Source organism: Curtobacterium sp. MCBD17_026 (assembly GCF_003234895.2).
GTDB lineage: Bacteria > Actinomycetota > Actinomycetes > Actinomycetales > Microbacteriaceae > Curtobacterium > Curtobacterium flaccumfaciens.
This window is the reverse complement of sequence record NZ_CP126281.1, coordinates 3129531-3147508: the sequence shown is the minus strand read 5'-3', so window position 1 is coordinate 3147508 and position 17978 is coordinate 3129531. Positions and strand designations below refer to the sequence as shown.

Below are 17978 nucleotides of genomic sequence, written 5' to 3'. Positions count from 1 at the left end.
GTCAGCGAGCCGTCCGGTTCGCTCGTGCGCGACGTGTCCAGGTGATGCCGAGGAGCGTGAAGACCAGCACCATGGCGATCGGGAAGCCGAACAGCGGGATCGCCATGACCACCGGCCACGGCATCGCACCCTGGGCGGCAGGCGCGGTGAGCCACATGATGATCATCGCGACGAAGCAGAGCAAGCCGAGGATGATGATCCCACCGATCATGAACGCCAGAGCGCGTTCGGTACGATTGAACGTCACCGGGGGTTCTGCGGAGTCCTGCGGGTTCCCGGTTGATCGGGTCGGCTTGGCCATCGACCCAGGATATCCGACGCACCACGGCCGTACCACGACCTCGAGGAGTCCACGCATGCCCACCGGCAAGGTCAAGTTCTACGACGACGACAAGGGCTTCGGCTTCATCACCGGAGACGACGGCGACCAGGTGTTCCTGCACGCGTCCTCGCTGCCCGACGGCGTCGTGACCGTCAAGGCCGGCACGCGGCTGGAGTACGGCGTCGTCCAGGGCAAGAAGGGGTCGCAGGCGTTGTCCGTGCGGCTGCTCGAGCCCCAGCCGTCGCTGTCGCGGATGACCCGTCGCTCCGCGGACGACATGGCCGTGATCGTCGAGGACCTGGTGAAGGAACTCGACCGGATCAGCGGAGACCTCCGCCACGGCCGCTACCCGAAGAACGGCGATCGCATCGCCGCCATCCTGCGGCACGTCGCAGACCAGTTGGAGGCGTGACCCCATGACCGAGTCCGAGACAGCAGGGGCCGAGACGGCTCCCGACGCGGCGTCCATCGACGCAGCGTCCATCGACGCAGCGTCCATCGACTACACCGACCTGGCGCGCGAGGCGTTGCTCGAGGTCACCCCGGAGTCGACCGTCGGCGCGCCCGTCGGCACGGTGGACGAAGGGGACGGCGTCGTGTCCGTCCTGTTCGCCAACCGGCTGCCCGGCTACCCCGGGTGGCGGTGGACCGTCAGCGTCGCCAAGGTCGGCGACGACGAGCCGACCGTGCTCGAGGTCGAGCTGATGCCCGGGGACGGCTCGCTCGTGGCGCCCGAGTGGGTGCCGTGGTCCGAGCGACTGGCCGAGTACCGGGCCGCGCAGGAGCACGAGGGTGCGGACGGTGCCGAGGACGCGTCGGACGAGGACTCCGACGACGAGGACTACGACGACGAGTCGGAAGACGACGAAGACGACGAAGACGACGAAGACGACGACGAGTCGGACGACGAGGACTCGGACGAGGACGACGACTACGACGACTCGGATGACGACGAGGACGACGAGGACGACGACGAGTCGGACGACGACGATGACGACGAGTTCGACGCCGACGAGGACGACCTCGACGAGTCGGACGACGACGACATCGAGGGTGTGGACGTCGATGCGCTCGCCGATGTGAGCGACACCGACACCGACACCGACACCGAGGACGAGGCCCCGCAACCGCCCCGTCGTCGCCGTGCCCGCCGCGTGCAGCCGTTCGAGCCGGACGCCGATCTCGAGGTCGACCAGCTCGACGCCGGCGAGGCCGACCCGGGCTTCCACCGCGCCTGACCCACCCGGACCGACGAACGGGCCCGGCACCACCGATCCGGTGGTGCCGGGCCCGTCCTCGTTCCGGCGGGTGTCCCCGACGTCAGCGCAGGGCGTCGATCGTGAAGTCGATCGCGCGCACGAGCTTCGCGACGTCGTCCGGGTCGATCGCGGTGAACGTCGCGACGCGCAGCTGGTTGCGGCCGAGCTTCCGGTACGGCTCGGTGTCGACGATGCCGTTCGCGCGCAGGGTCGCGGCCACGGCCTTGGCGTCGATCGAGTCGTCGAGGTCGATCGTGGCGACGACCTGGGAGCGAGCGGCAGGGTCGGTGACGAACGGGGTCGCCCAGTCGCTGGCCTCGGCCCAGTCGTAGATCGTCGACGACGAGGTCTTGGTTCGCAGGTCCGCCCACGCCAGGCCCCCGGACTCGTTCATCCACCGCACCTGCTCGTCGAGGAGCAGCAGCGTGGAGATCGCCGGGGTGTTCAGGGTCTGGTTCAGGCGCGAGTTGTCGACGGCGTTCTTGAGCGACAGGAACTCCGGGATGTACCGGTCGGAGGCGGCGATGCGCTCGATCCGCTCGATCGCGGCGGGGGAGAGCAGCGCGAGCCAGAGCCCGCCGTCCGAGGCGAAGTTCTTCTGCGGGGCGAAGTAGTAGACGTCGGTGGCGCTGACGTCGAACAGGGCACCACCGGCGGCGCTGGTCGCGTCGACGACGGTGAGGGCGCCGGCGTCACCGGTCGCGCGGACGACCGGGGCCATGACGCCGGTCGAGGTCTCGTTGTGCGGGTAGGCGTAGACGTCCACGCCCTCCACCGGCTCGAGTGCGGCGAGGGAGCCGCCCGGTGCCTCGACGACGTGCGGGGCCTCGAGCCACGGGGCCGCTGCGGCCTTGGCGAACTTCGACCCGAACTCGCCGAAGGACAGGTTCTCGGCACGGCGCTCGATGAGGCCGAACGCGGCGGCGTCCCAGAACGCGGTCGAGCCGCCGTTGCCGAGGACGACCTCGTAGCCCTCGGGGATCTGGAACAGGTCGGCGAGGCCGGAGCGGACGCTGCCGACCAGGTCCTTGACGGGCTTCTGGCGGTGCGAGGTGCCGAGGATCGTGGCGCCGCGCGTCACGAGGGACTCGAGCTGTGCGCCGCGGATCTTCGACGGTCCGCAGCCGAAGCGACCGTCGGTGGGGAGGAGTTCGGCCGGGATGACGATGTCTGCCATGCACCGATCCTAACGACGACGATCCGCCTGCCCGAGCCCGTGTACCGGCCGGACGGGGAGGGTTCGGCCCGCTCGTCCACCGCGTCGGATGACCCGTTCTCACGTGCGTCCGGGCGCCGGTCGGTGTTCGTCGGTGCGAACAAGTAGTGTGGTCGGCGCTGGGCCCAGACATGAGAGGCGGACCGTGACCGATCTCGTCGACACCACGGAGATGTACCTTCGCACCATCCTCGACCTCGAGGAAGAGGCGATCGTGCCGCTGCGCGCGCGCATCTCCGAGCGCCTCGGACACTCGGGCCCGACGGTCTCACAGACCATCGCCCGCATGGAGCGCGACGGCCTGGTCGTCGTCTCCGGTGACCGCCACCTGGAGCTCACCGACGAAGGTCGTTCCCGCGCCACCCACGTGATGCGCAAGCACCGTCTGGCCGAACGCCTGCTGGCCGACGTCATCGGGCTCGACTGGGCCTTCGTGCACGACGAGGCCTGCCGGTGGGAGCACGTCATGAGCGAGCAGGTCGAGGTCCGCCTGCTCGAGATGCTCGGCAACCCGACCGAGTCGCCCTACGGCAACCCGATCCCCGGACTGGCCGAGATCGGAGGCCCCGCGGCCGCCGGGTTCCTCGACGGCGTCCAGAACATCGTCGCCGCGACCGAGGGCACCGACGCCGTCACGACCGGGGTCGTCCGACGCCTGGGCGAGCCGGTGCAGTTCGAGCCGGAGCTCCTGCACCAGCTCCGCACCGCCGGGGTTATGCCCGGGCGCATGGCGAGCGTGCAGCGCGCGGGTGCCTACGTCGCGGTCCGCGTCGAGGGCGAGGACTCGGGCATCGAGCTGCCCATCGAGGTCGCGCAGCACGTCTACATCGAGCGGGACTGACCGTTCCTGGTCGTCCCTGAGAGTCTTTACCGTTTCGTTACCCACGGGGCGTTTGGTCTCGACACGGTAACGACGCCTCCGTACACTCGTCCGAGTCGCCGCGCTGCCCCTGAGCCGGAGACCCGTGGCAGGACGTCTCGAACCCGTCTCCTGCCTCGATCGGAAACGATGACGAACGGATGGGGTTGCACACCGCCGGACACCCACGGCGGCGTGATGACGAGACGTTGGAGACCCACCTCTTGACGCAGACCGGTACCGCCGCGGACGACCAGACGCCCGCGAACCCGACGAACACCGAGAACGCCACCACCGCCCCGCTCACCCGGCGGGCCGTGCGCGAGGCCGAGGGCCGCCCGGTCCGCAAGGTCGTGCCGGTGCGCTCCGCCCCGCTGCCCGGTGGTCGTCGTGCCGCGCAGGCCGCGGCCGCAGCGAACACCGCCAAGGCCAGCTCGTCGTCGCGCAAGCGCAAGTTCCTCGCGCCGGTCGTCCTCACCGTGGCCGCCGGCATGTTCGGAACCGTCGCCGTCGCCCCGGCCTTCGCCGCGACGACCTCCACCAACTCGACCGCCGTCGCCGACGCCCAGCGGCAGGCCCGTGCCACGCAGAGCCAGGAGCTGTCGGTCTCCGACGCCGTGGCACTGGCCGACACGAGCCGTGACGGCTACGGCGCGACCTCCACCGCGACGCTCGACGCCGAGAAGGCCGCCAAGCAGGCCGCCGCCGACCAGGCCGCCGCAGCGAAGGAAGCCGCCGAGCAGGCCGAGCAGACCCAGACCGCCCGCGCCGCGACCGCGAAGCAGTACTCCTCGTACACCGGGCCCACCGCCGCCGAGTACGCGGCCAGCTCGTCCGCCGCCGACACCCCGTTCTCGCTGCCGGCCGTGGTCGCCACCGCCAAGCAGTACATCGGCACCCCGTACGTCTTCGGTGGCGCGGACCCGTCGGGCTTCGACTGCTCGGGCTACATCATGTTCGTGTACGCCCAGTACGGCATCAACCTCGCGCACTCGGTGCCGCTGCAGGACCAGGCCGGCACCACGATCCCCGAGTCCGAGGCGCAGCCCGGTGACGTCGTCATCTTCAACAACGAGGCGCACGACGGCTTCTACATGGGGAACGGCATGATCATGGACGCCCCGAAGCCCGGTGGCTCCGTGCAGATCCGTCCGATCTGGACCAGCGACTACCACATCGTCCGGTTCGGCATCTGACGACCACTGCCCTTCCGGCGTGTGAACTTCACCGGAACCGGCCCGCGCACCCTCGTGCCGGGCCGGTTTCTGGGTTAACCTGACGCTGCACCGGTCCGCACCGGCGCGAACAGGAGACCCTCATGTCGATGTTCCGCACGACCCGCACCATGGGTCGGCGCGCGCGCGTCGACATATGGTCGAGCACAGCCTGCGTGCACGAGCACGCCCCTGCATGACGAGAGCACTGCCCATCCGGGTGGTGCTCTTCGTGGTTCCAGGGGTGTGAACAGGTCGTCCTCACCCGTTCGCGTCGTCGGTCCGACGCACCCGCAGCGCCTGGAAGCCGTCCAGGCACGTCGGAAGGGAACCCATGCGCACTCTCGTCCTCAACGCCGGTTACGAGCCCCTCGCGGTGATCTCGTTCCGACGAGCCCTCGTGCTGGTCATGAACCAGAAGGCCGCCATCGTCGCCGCCGACGTCGAACACCCGGTCACCGGGTCGACGTCGAGCTACGACCGTCCGTCCGTCATCATCCTCACCCGCTACGTGCGCATCCCGCACTCCAGGCTCGTGCCGGTGTCCCGTCGCGGCGTGCTGCGTCGGGACGGCAACCACTGTGCCTACTGCGGCCGGCACGCCACCACCATCGACCACGTGCAGCCGCGGTCGCGCGGTGGGCAGGACTCCTGGGAGAACCTCGTCGCCTGCTGCCTGGCCTGCAACAACACCAAGGGCGACCGCACCCCGCAGGAGATGGGGTGGCGCCTCCGGTTCCCGCCGAAGGTGCCGCACGGATCCTCGTGGGTCGTGCGCGGCATCGAGCGTCCGCAGGCGGAGTGGGACGAGTACCTCGTGGCCGCGTAGCGGCCGCCGCCGCGTTTCGTGTTCGGCAATGGTCGGGCCGATCAGGCCGACCCGACCGTTGCTCCACAGCATGTGACGGACTGGAGGCCCGTGGTGACGCCGTCACGGGCCTCCAGTCCGCCTGTCGGTGGCGCTGACTAGCGTCGCCGACATGGGCGAGACACCGCACATCGACGACGCGACCATCGACGACCTGCGCGCTCGGCTGCGTGCCACGCGCTGGCCGGACGCCCCCGCCGGGGTCGGCTGGACGCTCGGCGTGGACCTCGACGTCCTGCGCCCGCTCGTCGAGTACTGGGCCGACGGGTTCGACTTCGACGCGCACCGTGCCGAGCTCGCCGCGCTGCCCTCGCGCCGTGTCGTCGTCGACGGCATCGGGATCCACGTCCTGCACGCCCGCGCTCCGCGGCCCGACGCCCTGCCGGTCCTGCTCGCGCACGGCTGGCCGGACTCCGGGTGGCGGTACCGCAAGGTGCTGCCGATGCTCGTCGACGCCGGGTACGACGTCGTCGTGCCGGACATGCCGGGCTACGGTTTCTCGGATGCACCGCCGCAGGTGCTCGACGCCCGGCAGGTGGCCGGCATGTGGGCGACGCTGATGACGGACCTCGGGTACGAGCGGTTCGCGGTGTCCGGTGGCGACATCGGCACGCACGTCGCCCGGTACCTGGCGCTCGACCACCCCGACCGGGTCGTCGCCGTGCACCGCATCGACGGCGGGCTCGCCTGGCCAGGGCTGGATGCGTCGACGTTGTCCGCGGCCGAGCGGGAGTTCGTCGCCGCGACCGATCGGTGGCGCACCGCCGAGGGTGCCTACGCGATGCTGCACCGGACGAAGCCGCAGACCGCCGCCGTCGGGCTGAACGACTCGCCCGCGGGGCTCGCCGCCTGGATCGTCGAGAAGCTCCGGGCGTGGAGCGACTGCGACGGGGACCTGTGGTCGGTCTACACGCGCGACGAGGTCCTGGCGCTGCTGACCGAGTACTGGGCGACCGCCACGATCGGGTCGGCGATGCGGATGTACCACGCGAACGCGGCGATCCCGGCAGAGCAGCTGGAGCGACGGGTCGAGGTGCCGTCCGGGTTCTCGATCTTCCCCGGCGACATCGTGCGGGCGCCGCGGGAGTGGCTCGAGCGCACCACGAACCTCGTGTTCCACCACGAACTCGACCGCGGTGGGCACTTCGCGCCGTTCGAGCAGCCCGACCTGTTCGTCGACGAACTGCACGCGTTCCTGCAGGGCTTCCGCCGCTAGAGTGGACGGGCCAGCCTCTGTAGCTCAATGGAAGAGCAGTTCCGTCCTAAGGAAACGGTTGGGGGTTCGAGTCCCTCCAGGGGCACCAGCAGGATTCCAGTGTCTCGGGTCGTTCGTGGTCGGGCAGGTCCCGAGCAGCGGCCAGCATGGTGGCGAAGACCGAGAGTCGCTGCGATTCGTCCGGACGTCGAAGGCTTCGGTGGTCACCTCGTTCCCTTCCTCGGTCGCAGGAGTCTCCGCGCCGTGGTGCATCATCCAACCGGCTGGGCCGGCGGGTCCTCCGGCATGGGGTGTTCCGCCTGCCAGAGCGCGTCGACCTGGCCGAACTCCCGCGGGTAGCACTGGGTGTCGAACACCTCGAGGCCCTCGGCCGGCGTCGAGTACAGGTACCAGGGGCCCGTGCCCACCGGTCGGCTCGTCCAGGACCCGTTCGCGAACCACGAGAGCGGGACGTCGTCCATCGGGTGTCCCGCCTGCGTGAGACAAGCCTCGAGCCGGTTGAAGGCCGCGCGGTACTCGTCGAGGGTGATCAGGTCGTCCCGGAGCTCGGCTCGCTGCTGGGCAGAGGGTTCTGCGATCGGCGCAGACTCGACCCACGAGGCCCAGACGGCGTAGCGGGCGGAGCCGCCGCCCGTCACGCTGATGGTCGCCGCCGAGTGTCCGGAACCGGTCGCAGGGGACAGTTTCCAATGCTCACCGGCCGTGCTCACCCCACCGGTCGTGCCGGGGGTGCACCGGGTGGGCCCGTCGATGGTCGTCCCGTCGACGGCCACGGTGAAGGTCCCTGGGTCGAGGCACTTCCACGTGAGCGTCACACGGTCGGCGTCCGCGGGGCGGGCACCGAGCGAGAACGAGCCGTCGCCCTGCGTGACCGCGAAGGCCGGAGTCCCGAGGATCGTGGCGTGGTTGGCATCCTCGACCATGTAGCGCGTCGAGGTCGCAAGGGCGCTCTCCAGTGGGGTGTCCAGGTCGTTCGACGGGAGGGCAGCCGCGGTGATCCCGCCCGCGACGGCCGATCCCGCCAGGAACGCCGCCGTGATCGTGAGGACCGTGCCCCGGGTCGGTCGGCGACGTCGACGGAGCGGCGCTCCGGTGGCGCTGGTCGCGTCGACCTCTGCGACGAGTGCGTCGCGCATCGCTGCGAGACGAGGGGAGATCTGGTCGTGGTTCACAGTGTGCCTCCGAGGGGTTCCGCTGTCGCCGAGTACTGCTTGTGGAGCCGCGCCTTCGCACGGTGGAGCCGGGACTTGACGGTGCCGGGCGGGACGCCGAGGACGGTCGCGGCCTCACGCTCGCTCAACCCCTCGAGCACGCAGAGGGACAGGACCCGCTGGTCCGCGATCGGAAGACCACGGAGCGCGGTCACCGCCTCTGCGTCGGTGAAGGAGTCCGCTGGGTCGGGTGCCGGACCGTCGACCGGGAACCTGCCGAGGAACGAACGGTGGCGCCGAGACGACCGCGTCAGGTTGTGCGCCGTGTTGGTCGCCGTGACGAGGAGCCACGGCAGCATCGAGTCGTCGACGAAACGGACGCGGTCCCGCTTCCGCCAGGCTTCGAGGAACACCACGGCGACCACGTCGTCGGCGTCGTCCGGAGTCGGGACGAGCGCTCGGACGTGACGACGCAGTCGCGCCGCGTGCCGGTCGAAGAGGCGACCGACCGCACGGCCGTCCCCGGCGACGCCCAGGGCCCAGTCGGACCGGTCCCCCGTGATCTGGTTCATGCCCTGTATTGTCCGGTCGCCCAGGATCGGTTCCGGTTCTGTGCGGCAAGTTCTCCACAACCGTCGCCCCGGACGGTAGTGGAGCCTGCTGGCCCCGTACGATTGACCCCGTGTCCAAGGTCCTGAGCAGTCTCCCCGTCGGCGAACGAGTCGGCATCGCGTTCTCAGGGGGTCTCGACACCTCCTGCGCCGTTGCCTGGATGCGCGAGAAGGGAGCGATCCCCTGCACGTACACGGCGGACATCGGCCAGTACGACGAGCCGGACATCGACGCCGTCCCGAGCCGCGCCCACGAGTACGGCGCGGAGATCGCCCGACTGGTCGACGCGAAGAGCGCCCTGGTCGAAGAGGGCCTGGTCGCACTGCAGACCGGTGCGTTCCACATCCGCTCCGGCGGCAAGACGTACTTCAACACGACGCCGCTCGGCCGCGCGGTGACGGGCACGATGCTCGTCCGCGCCATGAAGGAAGACGGCGTCGACATCTGGGGCGACGGCTCCACCTACAAGGGCAACGACATCGAGCGGTTCTACCGCTACGGCCTCATGGCCAACCCGCGCCTGCGCGTCTACAAGCCGTGGCTCGATTCCGAGTTCGTCGAGGAGCTCGGTGGCCGCAAGGAGATGAGCGAGTGGCTCGTCGCCCGCGGGTTCCCGTACCGCGACTCCACCGAGAAGGCGTACTCGACCGACGCGAACATCTGGGGCGCGACGCACGAGGCGAAGAGCCTCGAAGAGCTGTCGAGCGGCCTGGACATCGTCGAGCCCATCATGGGCGTCGCCGCCTGGCGTGACGACGTCGAGGTCGCGACCGAGATCGTCAGCGTCCGGTTCGAGGCCGGTCGCCCCGTCGCGATCAACGGCGTCGAGTACACCGACGCGGTCGCCCTGGTCTACGAGGCGAACGCCATCGGTGGCCGGCACGGCCTGGGTGCCTCCGACCAGATCGAGAACCGCATCATCGAGGCGAAGAGCCGCGGCATCTACGAGGCTCCGGGCATGGCGCTGTTGCACATCGCCTACGAGCGCCTGCTCAACGCGATCCACAACGAGGACACGGTCGCCTCGTACCACAACGAGGGCCGCCGTCTCGGTCGCCTGATGTACGAGGGCCGCTGGCTCGACCCGCAGTCGCTCATGCTCCGCGAGTCGCTGCAGCGCTGGGTCGCGTCCGCCGTCACCGGCGAGGTCACGCTGCGCCTGCGTCGCGGTGACGACTACACGATCCTCGACACCACAGGCCCCGCGCTGTCGTACCACCCGGACAAGCTGTCGATGGAGCGCGTCGGCGACGCCGCGTTCGGCCCGGACGACCGCATCGGCCAGCTCACGATGCGCAACCTCGACATCGCGGACTCCCGTTCGCGGCTCGAGCAGTACGCCGCCGCCGGCCTCATCGGTGGCGCGACGGCCGAGCTCGTCGGCGAGCTCGAGGCGGGCGAGGCCGAGGAGATCCTCGGCGGCGCGATCGTCGCCTCCGACGCCGAGGACGCGATGGGTCGTCGCACGGACCTCGCCTCCGAGGGCGCGGCCTTCGACTCCGGCACCGACTGATCGAGCGGACCCGCGCCCTGGGCGCGCCCCCCTGATGACGGGAGGCCCGGTGCCAGCTGGCACCGGGCCTCCCGTCCGTCGTCCGCGGTCGGCCGGTCGGCCGGTCGGCCGAGAAGCGCACTGCGTTCGACGCGACGCCTCCCAACACCTAGCGTGGAGGTACCGGGTCAGTCATCAGGGACTCGTCGTCACGATGCTCCTCACGATCTGTGAGGTCTGGCACAGCGGGTCGACCCGGGCGGATCCGAGATGCGCATCATCTCGAACGAAGGGCTGGTCGTCATGACCGCCACCATCCAGAACGCCTGGCACCGCCACGGCCTCCGTTCCCCCGAAGACCTCGCCGCCCTCGTTGCCGAACGGCTCGAAGGAACCGGCCACCAGCTCGTCAGCTTCAGCGAAGCGCGCTACGAGCCCACCTACGCGGACTTCCTCGGCGAGCAGCTCTGACCCCCAGCGGGCTGCCGCTCGACCGTCGGTAGAGTCTGCGCATGCGCACAGCCCGAACCGCCGCGGCGGCACTGGCGATCGTCGCGGCGGGACTGCTGACGCTCGTCGGCGTCCAGCCCGCGTCGGCCCACTCGGCCCTGACCAGCAGTACCCCGGCTGACGGGGCGGTCGTCACGGGACCGCTCGAGTCCGTCGACCTGACCTTCTCCGAGGCGCCGCTCGCCGGCCTCGACGCCGGACTCCGGATCCAGGTGACGGACGCCTCCGGCGCCGACGTCGCCACGGGAGACGTGACGGTCTCCGGGACGACCATGCGCCGCGCGGTCGACCTCGACCGGGGCAGCTACACGGTGCTCTGGCGGTACGTGTCGCCGGACGGCCACCCGATCGAGGGCAGGCTCGCGTTCGAGTACCGGGCCGCTGCGCCGGTGTCCACCCCGAGCGCGAGTGCCACCCCGACCCCGACGGCGGCGAGCGGTGCGCCGACGCCGAGTGCCACCGCGACGGCCACCGGAGCTTCGGACGGTGCTCCGTCGACGCCGCCGGGCATCGCGCCGGGCGTGTGGATCGGCCTCGGCGCCGGAGCCGTCCTGGTGGCCGGTGCGGTCGTCGTGCTGCTGCTGCGGCGCGGTCGCAGCGCGTAGCGCGCGCGGGCCGCGCACTTCGTGAGCAGAAGAGGTCGGGTCGCACGCGCGCGCCCGACCGTTCCTGCTCACGAAGCGCACGCGGCGCACGTCACGCGACCACGCAACGGACGGGAGGCCCGGTGCCGGACCGCACCGGGCCTCCCGTCCGCACGCGGTGCGTGACGCCGGGGGCAACGCGCCTCACGCCACGGGGGCGGCCTCCAGCGCGGCGTCGGCGCGTGCCGCGCTGCCCTCGGCCAGGCCTCGGGCGATGCGGCCCCGCGTCGCCAGCCAGAGGACGACGGCGGCGACGAACACGATGCCCTCGGTGACGGTGAGTGCCCAGATGATCCCGGCGAGCCCGAACCACACGTTGCCGGCGATTACGATCGGGATGAACAGCACGCCCTGCGCCATCGACAGCACCATCGCGGGCATGACCATCCCGGTCGCCTGGAACAGCGAGGTGAGCAGTCCCGTGAACCCGTTGACGACGGCGGCGACGAGCTGTGCCGTCAGGATCGTCATGCCGATCGCGAGCACCGAGTGGTCACCGGAGAAGATGGTGAAGACCTGCTCGCGGAACACGAACACGGTGCCGGAGAAGACGAGCACGATGCCGCCGACGGTGAGGGCCGCGGCGCGCAGGCCGGAGCGGAGTCGATCGGCGTCACCCGCGCCGAACGCGTAGGCCAGCAACGGCAGCACGCCGATGGTCACGCCCATCACCAGGAACTCCGGCACCTGGGCGATGCGGACCGCGACGCCCATCGCTGCCAGCGGGTCGTCACCGTAGGCGGCGGCGAGGTTGTTGAGGACGAGTGTCGTGACGATGAGGAACGCGGACTGCAGCAACTCGCCGACGCCGATCCCGAACACGGGCTTCAGGACGTCCGCACGCAGGGTGAACCACTTCGGGGCGAAGCTGACGTTCTCGCTGTTCCGCTGCAGCCAGGTCACCCAGTAGGCGATCGAGACCACGTTGGCCAGGCCCACCGCGAGTGCTGCGCCGCCGACACCCCAGTGCAGCCCCAGGATGAACAGGACGTCGAACACCAGGTTGCCGACCGTGGACAGGACCAGGCCGATCATCGCCTGCCTCGCGGCGCCCTCGGAGCGGACGATCTGCTCGAGCGCGAAGGACGCGGCGAGGACGGGGACGAACGCGAGCATCACGGCGACGTACTCGCTCGTGGCGGGGACCGCTGCCGCGTCGGCACCGAGGACGGTGACGAGCGGGCGGAGCAGCAGGAGTCCGACGACGCCGAGCACGGCGCCGGTCACGACCGCGCCCCACAGTGCGAACGAGGCGACGTGCTTGATGTCCCGCGCCTTGTCGGGGTCGTGTTCCGATGCTCCGAGCAACCGGGACATCAACGCGCTGCCGCCGACGCCGAACACCCCGCCCACGGCCATCACGAGGCCGAGCAGTGGCGTGCCGAAGGTGATCGCGGCGAGCAGGGACGTGTCGTGCTGGGCGCCGATGAAGCCCGCGTTGATGACGTTGTACAGGGCGCTGACGACCATCGCGGCGGCCATCGGCACGCACAGGTGCACCAGGGCTCGGGCGATCGGGGCAGCGGAGAGGTACCAGCGGTTCGTCGCCGCAGCGGAGGTGGTGGAGGACATGACGGTTCCCTTCCGGGCATGACGGTGGGCGCGCCGACGGACGCCGGCACGGCAGGGGGAGCACGCGACCGATGGCGTCGCGGGGTCGCGGGGTCGCGGGATCGCGAAGGCGCGGGGTCGCGAGGGCGCGCCGGCGGATCCGGCCGGGAGGCGCGTGGTGCGTGGAGCGGGTCGGTGCGGTGGCGCGGGTGGTGCGGCTAGCGGGTGGGCGGCGCGAGTTCCGCGGTCACCTTCTGCAGCAGTCGCCGCAGGGTGGCACGCTCGTCCGCGTCGAGCGGTGCGAGCAGGGAGTCGTCGAGGGCGACCATCGCGTCGGTGAACCCGGCGATGAGGTCGATGCCCGCCTGGGTGGCGTGCACCGTCTTCGTCCGCCCGTTCGTGGCGTCCGGTCGTCGTTCGATCAGGCCACGCCGCTCGAGCCCCTGCAGGAGACTCGAGACGCTGGCCGCGCTGGTGCGGGTGACCTCGGCGATGTCCCGTTGGATGGCGCCGGGGTGTTCCTGCAGGTACCCGAGCACGAACGACTGCTCGTGGGTGAGGTCGCGCTCGCGGACCCACTCCTCGGCGCCCTTGCGCTGTGCCCATCCGATCCACCGCATGAGCTGGAGCGGTGTCGTGAAGTCCGGTGCCTGCATGATCAGGACTCTAACTGTTAGCCATCGAACTGTCAACGGATCCGGTCCGAGCAGTGACCCCACAACGGGGGCATCGAGTGCCGCGCGGGTCCTGGTAACTTGCACAGGAAGCGGCCTCACCAGCCGCCTTCGGCCCGTTCGGCGGGCCCACACATCCCTCGGCTCACCACCGGGGGCGGATCAGCGGCGGACCCCGTCGGAGGAGGAGGCACCGTGCCACACCACGGACGACCCACCGCGATCCCGGCGCGACGAGTTCGTCGTGCCTGACCAGGACGGGCGTCGGCGGGTACCGGCGTCCGCCTCACCGGGTCCGCGACACGTTCGGGTCGTCGCGGATCCCCGGGGCGGTGGTGATCGGGTCACCGCCGCCCCGGGACCTCGCGGTCGATCCGATCGGCGTCTTCGGGAACCTGCCGGTCCACGGAGCCGGATCGGCGTGATACTGGGGTGGTGCGTGAACTCCAAGCCGCCATCGCAGCGGACCTCAACGTCCAGCCGACCATCGACCCGGAGCAGGAGGTCGCCCGTCGTGTCGGGTTCCTGCGCGACTACCTGCTGACGACCGGGGCGAAGGGGTACCTCCTCGCCATCAGCGGCGGGCAGGACTCCACCCTGGCCGGCCGCCTGACCCAGCTCGCGGTCGAGTCGCTCCGCGCCGAGGGTCACCCGGCGGAGTTCACGACCGTCCGCATGCCCTACCGGGTGCAGGCCGACGAGGACGACGCCCAGCTCGCCCTGCAGTTCATCGCGGCCGACCCGGGCATCACCGTGAACATCGAGCACGGGGTCGACGGGGTCATGGAGGACACCGCGGCCTCGGGTGTCGAGCTGAGCGACTTCGTGAAGGGCAACGTCAAGGCGCGCATGCGCATGGTCGCCCAGTACGCGGTCGCCGGGCAGCGCGGCCTGCTGGTGGTCGGCACGGACCACGCGGCCGAGGCCGTCACGGGCTTCTTCACCAAGTACGGCGACGGCGGCGTCGATCTCACCCCGCTCACCGGGCTGTCGAAGAGCCAGGGGCGGCAGCTGCTCGAGCACCTCGGCGCACCGGCCCGCCTGTACGAGAAGGCACCCACCGCCGACCTGCTCGACGAGCTGCCCGGGCAGACCGACGAGGCGAACCTCGGGCTCACCTACGCCGAGATCGACGCCTACCTGCAGGGACACGACGTGCCGGTCGAGGTCGCCGAGGCCATCGAGTCGCGCTACCGCGCGACGGAGCACAAGCGTCAGGTGCCGGCGACGCCCTTCGACGAGTGGTGGCGTGCGGGCGCGTAGTCGCTGACGCAACCCCGGTCCGGAGGTGCGGTGCAGGTGATCCTGCACCGAGCCTCCGGTCTGTTGTCCCCATCTCTCCACAGCGCGCTCCGGCTGTCCGCGTGCGCTCCTAGGATGGGAGCCAACGGAACAACAGATGCGGAATCCAGGCTGCCGCCTGGTCCGGAGGGGGAGTCATGGAAGTCCTGTTCGCGCTCGGAGCCGTCCCGCTGATCATCGTGGGGATCATCGTCCTCGCCGTGATCGCGCTGATCTACGCGAAGGTCGTGTACCGCAACGCCGGTGCCGACGAAGCGCTCATCATCACCGGCAAGCGCTCCCGCAAGGTCAAGAACGCCGACGGCACCGAGACCGTCGAGTCCGGCATCAAGGTCGTGCTCGGCGCCGGCGTGCTCGTCCGCCCCTTCTTCGAGAAGGTCGCGAAGCTGTCGCTCAGCTCGCGTGCGATCGACATCAACGTCAACGCGCAGGACTCCCGCGGTGTCACCATCGACGTCGAGGCCGTCGCGCTCGTCAAGGTCGGCGAGACCGACGCCTCGATCCGGGCGGCCGCGCAGCGGTTCCTCGGGCAGGAGAAGAAGATCGACGACTTCGCGCGCGAGGTCCTGTCCGGTTCGCTCCGCGCCTCGATCGGTGCGACCGACGTGTCGACCATCATCCGCAAGCGCGACCAGCTCACCGTCGCCGTGCTCGACGTCGCGAAGGACGCCCTGCACAGTCAGGGGCTCGACGTCGACTCGTTCGAGATCAAGGGCATCTCGGACCGCAACGAGTACATCAGCGACCTGGGCCGTGCCGAGCGTGCACGCGTGCGACTCGAGGCCGAGAACGCCGAAGCCCAGGCCGACCGTGAAGCGCGAGAAGCCCGCGCGACCGCCGACCAGGCGATCGCCGAGGCCGAGAACACCCTGGCTATCCGTCGTGCGGCGCTGCAGCTCGACGCCGACCGCGCTTCCGCCGAAGCCGCTGCCGCCGGGCCGCTCGCCCAGGCCCGTGCGGCGCAGGGCGTCGTCGAGCAGGAGCAGATCACCGCGCAGAAGCGTGCCGAGCTGCGCCGTGCCGAGCTCGATTCCGAGGTCTCCGCCGTCGCCGAGGCCCAGGCGCGCAAGACGCGCGTCGAAGCCGAAGCCGCTGCTGGAGCCCAGGTCGAGACCGCACGCGCCCAGGCCGAGGCCCGCCGGATCTCCGCAGAGGCCGTCGCGGCCGAGGCGAAGGCCGAGGCGGACGCCCGCAAGCTCGCCGCCGACGCCTCACGCGCCGAGGGTGAAGCTGCCGCCGACGCGATCCGTGCGAAGGGTCAGGCCGAGGCCGACGCGACCAAGGCGCAGGCCGACGCGCTCGCGCAGCACTCCGAGGCCGTCCTCCGGGTCAAGGCGATCGAGACGCTGCCGAGCATCGCCCGCGAGCTCGCCGCACCAATGAGCAACATCGACACGCTCACCGTGGTGTCCTCCGACGGCGCCGGTGCGCTGTCGAAGAGTGTCGTCAGTCAGTTCAGCGAGGTCGATGCGTTGCTCGGTGCCACCGCCGGGTTCACGCTGAGCGACATCGTGAAGAGCACCACGACAGGGCAGGCCGCTGCCCGCGCCGTCGTGCGCGAGCAGCCGGTGCCCCAGGTCGAGCCGGCCGAGTAACCGAGCGGGTGCCTGCAGCGGGCGCGACGGGGGATCAGCCCTCGTCGCGCCCGTTCTCGTTCTGCGGGTCGCGCTGCTGTGCGCCGGCGTCCTCACGCTCGTCCGCGAGCCGCTGCTGCCAGACGACACTGCGGGCCGCGCCCGAGAGCACGTCGTCGACGCTGCGACCGCTCTGGGCGGCGAGGGCGCCGCTGAGCCCGGCGGTCAGCGTGCCGCCGGCCGACGCGAGTCGCTCGACGACCTCCTCCTGCCGCGGGGTCAGTGGTTCGTCGACCAGTTCGTCGATCGTTTCGCGGATGTTCTGCTCGCTCGCGTCCAGTGCCGCCTCGTCGCCGGACTGCAGGGCTGCTGCCTCTCCGACGACGACGAGACCGAGGCGCGCGGCGTCGTCTTCGGGACGCGGGGTGCGGTGCTCATCAGTCATGCGGTGGACCGTACGCTCCGGTGCGCTGCGCTCCCTGGACAGATGCGTCCCCCGGCGCGCGGGCGGGCCGTCAGGCGGCCCAGCGGCGGAGCAGCCACTCGGCGGCGGCGACACCCTCGCGCCGTTGGAAGTCGCGGATGGTGGGCATGTTCGGCGGTGCCGGGGGCAGGGCGTGCTCGAAGAACAGCCCGGCGAGCCCGGCCAGCACAGCGTCGATCGTCGCGGCGGGCACCCCGGCGAAGACGGGGTGCGTGGCGAGGTGGTGTTCGACGTCGTCGTCTTCGCCGCGGACGAGCGTGTCGAGCAGGTAGGTCAGGGGGTCGAGCCAGTGCGCGCCCACGCTCGCCCAGGGCCAGTCCACCACCCAGACGAGCCCGGCGTCGTCGACGAGCAGGTTGTCCGCTCGGCAGTCGGCGTGCACGAGGTGTTCGCCGTCGACGAGTGCAGCTGCCCCCGAAGCCGCGCGGGCGATCGCGGGGCCGGCTCCGAGGATGTGCGGCGGGATGACCTCGGCGACGCGGACGGCGTTCGAGTCGTCAGCCAGCATCCGGTCCCAGGCGCCGAACTCACCGCGCAGGTCCTCGGCGATACGGGGGAGCGCCGCCAGCCCGTCGGTCGCGAGCGGCAGTGTGTGGAGTGCGTCGAGCACGGCCACCGTGTCCGATCCGTCGAGGTGCCTGCCCGGGTGCTGCCCAGCGACGTCGTCGAGCACGAGCGCGATCCAGTCGTCGCCGTCGACCGTGGCGTGGAGCGCGTCGAGCAGCCGTGGCGCCTGCACGGTGGTCGGCAGCTGGGCCATGACCGCGGCCTCGCGGCGGTGCAGCTCGAGGGCGGCCTCGTTGCGCGAGCGCGACACCGTCTTCACGAAGGCTCGTTGCCCCGCCGCGGTGGTCACCCGATCGGCGCTGCCGGGAGACCACCCGCCCGCCTGGGACTCGGCGGTCAGGACCGGACCGCCCAGTACCCCCTCCACCTGCTCCCGCAGCGTCGTCGGTACATCGGTCCAGGTGGTTCGCCCCATGCGCCGACGCTACCTGAGAACCCGTACACGAACGTGCACACTCGGCAA

19 protein-coding genes and 1 tRNA gene are annotated in these 17978 nt (G+C 70.9%); 12 read left to right on the top strand and 8 right to left on the bottom strand.

Going from position 1 to position 17978, the window contains the following annotated elements:
- Nucleotide 1 precedes the first annotated feature (1 nt).
- The gene (locus DEI85_RS14960) at nucleotides 2–247 is read right to left on the bottom strand and encodes a hypothetical protein (RefSeq protein ID WP_035809225.1); all 246 of its coding nucleotides are present in this window, start codon (nucleotides 245–247) and stop codon (nucleotides 2–4) included.
- Between the two features lie 109 nt (nucleotides 248–356).
- On the opposite strand from DEI85_RS14960, the gene DEI85_RS14955 reads away from it, so the two are divergent.
- Together DEI85_RS14955 and DEI85_RS14950 are read left to right on the top strand one after the other, a co-directional pair.
- A complete protein-coding gene (locus tag DEI85_RS14955; protein ID WP_017888041.1) occupies nucleotides 357–734 on the top strand; it encodes a cold-shock protein in 378 nt (125 codons plus the stop codon).
- A gap of 4 nt (nucleotides 735–738) precedes the next feature.
- Nucleotides 739–1560, top strand: a complete 822-nt coding sequence (locus tag DEI85_RS14950; protein ID WP_111124016.1) for a DUF3027 domain-containing protein — start codon at nucleotides 739–741, stop codon at nucleotides 1558–1560.
- 82 nt (nucleotides 1561–1642) lie between these two features.
- Here the strand turns inward: DEI85_RS14950 and serC are convergent, their stop codons facing one another.
- Nucleotides 1643–2758, bottom strand: a complete 1116-nt coding sequence (serC, locus tag DEI85_RS14945) for a phosphoserine transaminase (RefSeq protein WP_110862897.1) — start codon at nucleotides 2756–2758, stop codon at nucleotides 1643–1645.
- A gap of 184 nt (nucleotides 2759–2942) precedes the next feature.
- Here serC and DEI85_RS14940 point away from each other — a divergent pair, with 184 nt between their 5' ends.
- From DEI85_RS14940 to DEI85_RS14920, 5 genes are all read left to right on the top strand, one after another.
- Nucleotides 2943–3638 (top strand): iron-dependent transcriptional repressor DtxR, encoded by a 696-nt coding sequence (locus DEI85_RS14940; RefSeq protein WP_027466592.1) that lies wholly within the window; start codon nucleotides 2943–2945, stop codon nucleotides 3636–3638.
- Between the two features lie 227 nt (nucleotides 3639–3865).
- Nucleotides 3866–4852 (top strand): C40 family peptidase, encoded by a 987-nt coding sequence (locus DEI85_RS14935; protein WP_181435531.1) that lies wholly within the window; start codon nucleotides 3866–3868, stop codon nucleotides 4850–4852.
- Between the two features lie 352 nt (nucleotides 4853–5204).
- Nucleotides 5205–5699, top strand: coding sequence for an HNH endonuclease (locus DEI85_RS14930; protein WP_027466591.1), 495 nt, complete (start codon nucleotides 5205–5207; stop codon nucleotides 5697–5699).
- Nucleotides 5700–5850: 151 nt separating this feature from the next.
- Nucleotides 5851–6954 (top strand): epoxide hydrolase family protein, encoded by a 1104-nt coding sequence (locus DEI85_RS14925; protein WP_111124018.1) that lies wholly within the window; start codon nucleotides 5851–5853, stop codon nucleotides 6952–6954.
- A gap of 13 nt (nucleotides 6955–6967) precedes the next feature.
- A tRNA-Arg gene (locus DEI85_RS14920) sits at nucleotides 6968–7042 on the top strand.
- Nucleotides 7043–7205: 163 nt separating this feature from the next.
- Here the strand turns inward: DEI85_RS14920 and DEI85_RS14915 are convergent.
- Both DEI85_RS14915 and DEI85_RS14910 read right to left on the bottom strand, forming a co-directional pair.
- Nucleotides 7206–8126 carry a hypothetical protein gene (locus DEI85_RS14915; protein WP_111124019.1) on the bottom strand — a complete coding sequence of 307 codons (921 nt, stop codon included), beginning with the start codon at nucleotides 8124–8126 and terminating at the stop codon, nucleotides 7206–7208.
- Complete coding sequence (locus DEI85_RS14910; protein WP_111124020.1) at nucleotides 8123–8677, bottom strand: RNA polymerase sigma factor; 555 nt, start codon at nucleotides 8675–8677, stop codon at nucleotides 8123–8125. Before DEI85_RS14910 ends, DEI85_RS14915 begins: the two co-directional genes overlap by 4 nt.
- A 110-nt stretch (nucleotides 8678–8787) precedes the next feature.
- Here DEI85_RS14910 and argG point away from each other — a divergent pair, with 110 nt between their 5' ends.
- The 3 genes from argG (at nucleotide 8788) to DEI85_RS14895 (ending at nucleotide 11324) form a co-directional block, all read left to right on the top strand.
- Nucleotides 8788–10230 carry an argininosuccinate synthase gene (gene argG, locus DEI85_RS14905; protein ID WP_042540079.1) on the top strand — a complete coding sequence of 481 codons (1443 nt, stop codon included), beginning with the start codon at nucleotides 8788–8790 and terminating at the stop codon, nucleotides 10228–10230.
- Between the two features lie 249 nt (nucleotides 10231–10479).
- The gene (locus tag DEI85_RS14900; RefSeq protein WP_110862902.1) at nucleotides 10480–10680 is read left to right on the top strand and encodes a hypothetical protein; all 201 of its coding nucleotides are present in this window, start codon (nucleotides 10480–10482) and stop codon (nucleotides 10678–10680) included.
- A gap of 41 nt (nucleotides 10681–10721) precedes the next feature.
- Nucleotides 10722–11324: a copper resistance CopC family protein gene (locus tag DEI85_RS14895; protein ID WP_110862903.1), complete on the top strand. Its 603-nt coding sequence runs from the start codon at nucleotides 10722–10724 to the stop codon at nucleotides 11322–11324.
- A gap of 183 nt (nucleotides 11325–11507) precedes the next feature.
- Here the strand turns inward: DEI85_RS14895 and DEI85_RS14890 are convergent, their stop codons facing one another.
- Together DEI85_RS14890 and DEI85_RS14885 are read right to left on the bottom strand one after the other, a co-directional pair.
- Nucleotides 11508–12935, bottom strand: a complete 1428-nt coding sequence (locus tag DEI85_RS14890) for an MATE family efflux transporter (RefSeq protein ID WP_111124021.1) — start codon at nucleotides 12933–12935, stop codon at nucleotides 11508–11510.
- A gap of 197 nt (nucleotides 12936–13132) precedes the next feature.
- Nucleotides 13133–13570: a MarR family winged helix-turn-helix transcriptional regulator gene (locus DEI85_RS14885; RefSeq protein WP_111124022.1), complete on the bottom strand. Its 438-nt coding sequence runs from the start codon at nucleotides 13568–13570 to the stop codon at nucleotides 13133–13135.
- A 453-nt stretch (nucleotides 13571–14023) separates the two neighbouring features.
- Between DEI85_RS14885 and nadE the strand changes: the two genes are divergently transcribed.
- The gene (gene nadE / locus DEI85_RS14880) at nucleotides 14024–14851 is read left to right on the top strand and encodes an NAD(+) synthase (RefSeq protein ID WP_110862399.1); all 828 of its coding nucleotides are present in this window, start codon (nucleotides 14024–14026) and stop codon (nucleotides 14849–14851) included.
- A gap of 176 nt (nucleotides 14852–15027) precedes the next feature.
- A complete protein-coding gene (locus DEI85_RS14875) occupies nucleotides 15028–16485 on the top strand; it encodes an SPFH domain-containing protein (protein WP_111124023.1) in 1458 nt (485 codons plus the stop codon).
- 34 nt (nucleotides 16486–16519) lie between these two features.
- Here DEI85_RS14875 and DEI85_RS14870 read toward each other — a convergent pair whose 3' ends face one another.
- Together DEI85_RS14870 and DEI85_RS14865 are read right to left on the bottom strand one after the other, a co-directional pair.
- The gene (locus DEI85_RS14870) at nucleotides 16520–16909 is read right to left on the bottom strand and encodes a hypothetical protein (RefSeq protein ID WP_110862391.1); all 390 of its coding nucleotides are present in this window, start codon (nucleotides 16907–16909) and stop codon (nucleotides 16520–16522) included.
- Nucleotides 16910–16979: 70 nt separating this feature from the next.
- Complete coding sequence (locus DEI85_RS14865) at nucleotides 16980–17930, bottom strand: phosphotransferase family protein (RefSeq protein WP_111124024.1); 951 nt, start codon at nucleotides 17928–17930, stop codon at nucleotides 16980–16982.
- Between the last annotated feature and the right edge of the window lie 48 nt (nucleotides 17931–17978).

What these genes read in the sequence shown, in the direction of transcription:
- DEI85_RS14955 (WP_017888041.1), top strand. Translation starts at nt 357, where the DNA reads ATGCCCACCGGCAAGGTCAAGTTCTACGACGACGACAAGGGCTTCGGC.
- DEI85_RS14865 (WP_111124024.1), bottom strand. Translation starts at nt 17,930, where the DNA reads ATGGGGCGAACCACCTGGACCGATGTACCGACGACGCTGCGGGAGCAG.
- serC (WP_110862897.1), bottom strand. Translation starts at nt 2,758, where the DNA reads ATGGCAGACATCGTCATCCCGGCCGAACTCCTCCCCACCGACGGTCGC.
- DEI85_RS14895 (WP_110862903.1), top strand. Translation starts at nt 10,722, where the DNA reads ATGCGCACAGCCCGAACCGCCGCGGCGGCACTGGCGATCGTCGCGGCG.
- DEI85_RS14875 (WP_111124023.1), top strand. Translation starts at nt 15,028, where the DNA reads ATGGAAGTCCTGTTCGCGCTCGGAGCCGTCCCGCTGATCATCGTGGGG.
- DEI85_RS14890 (WP_111124021.1), bottom strand. Translation starts at nt 12,935, where the DNA reads ATGTCCTCCACCACCTCCGCTGCGGCGACGAACCGCTGGTACCTCTCC.
- DEI85_RS14930 (WP_027466591.1), top strand. Translation starts at nt 5,205, where the DNA reads ATGCGCACTCTCGTCCTCAACGCCGGTTACGAGCCCCTCGCGGTGATC.
- DEI85_RS14910 (WP_111124020.1), bottom strand. Translation starts at nt 8,677, where the DNA reads ATGAACCAGATCACGGGGGACCGGTCCGACTGGGCCCTGGGCGTCGCC.
- DEI85_RS14900 (WP_110862902.1), top strand. Translation starts at nt 10,480, where the DNA reads ATGCGCATCATCTCGAACGAAGGGCTGGTCGTCATGACCGCCACCATC.
- DEI85_RS14870 (WP_110862391.1), bottom strand. Translation starts at nt 16,909, where the DNA reads ATGACTGATGAGCACCGCACCCCGCGTCCCGAAGACGACGCCGCGCGC.
- DEI85_RS14950 (WP_111124016.1), top strand. Translation starts at nt 739, where the DNA reads ATGACCGAGTCCGAGACAGCAGGGGCCGAGACGGCTCCCGACGCGGCG.
- DEI85_RS14885 (WP_111124022.1), bottom strand. Translation starts at nt 13,570, where the DNA reads ATGCAGGCACCGGACTTCACGACACCGCTCCAGCTCATGCGGTGGATC.
- DEI85_RS14925 (WP_111124018.1), top strand. Translation starts at nt 5,851, where the DNA reads ATGGGCGAGACACCGCACATCGACGACGCGACCATCGACGACCTGCGC.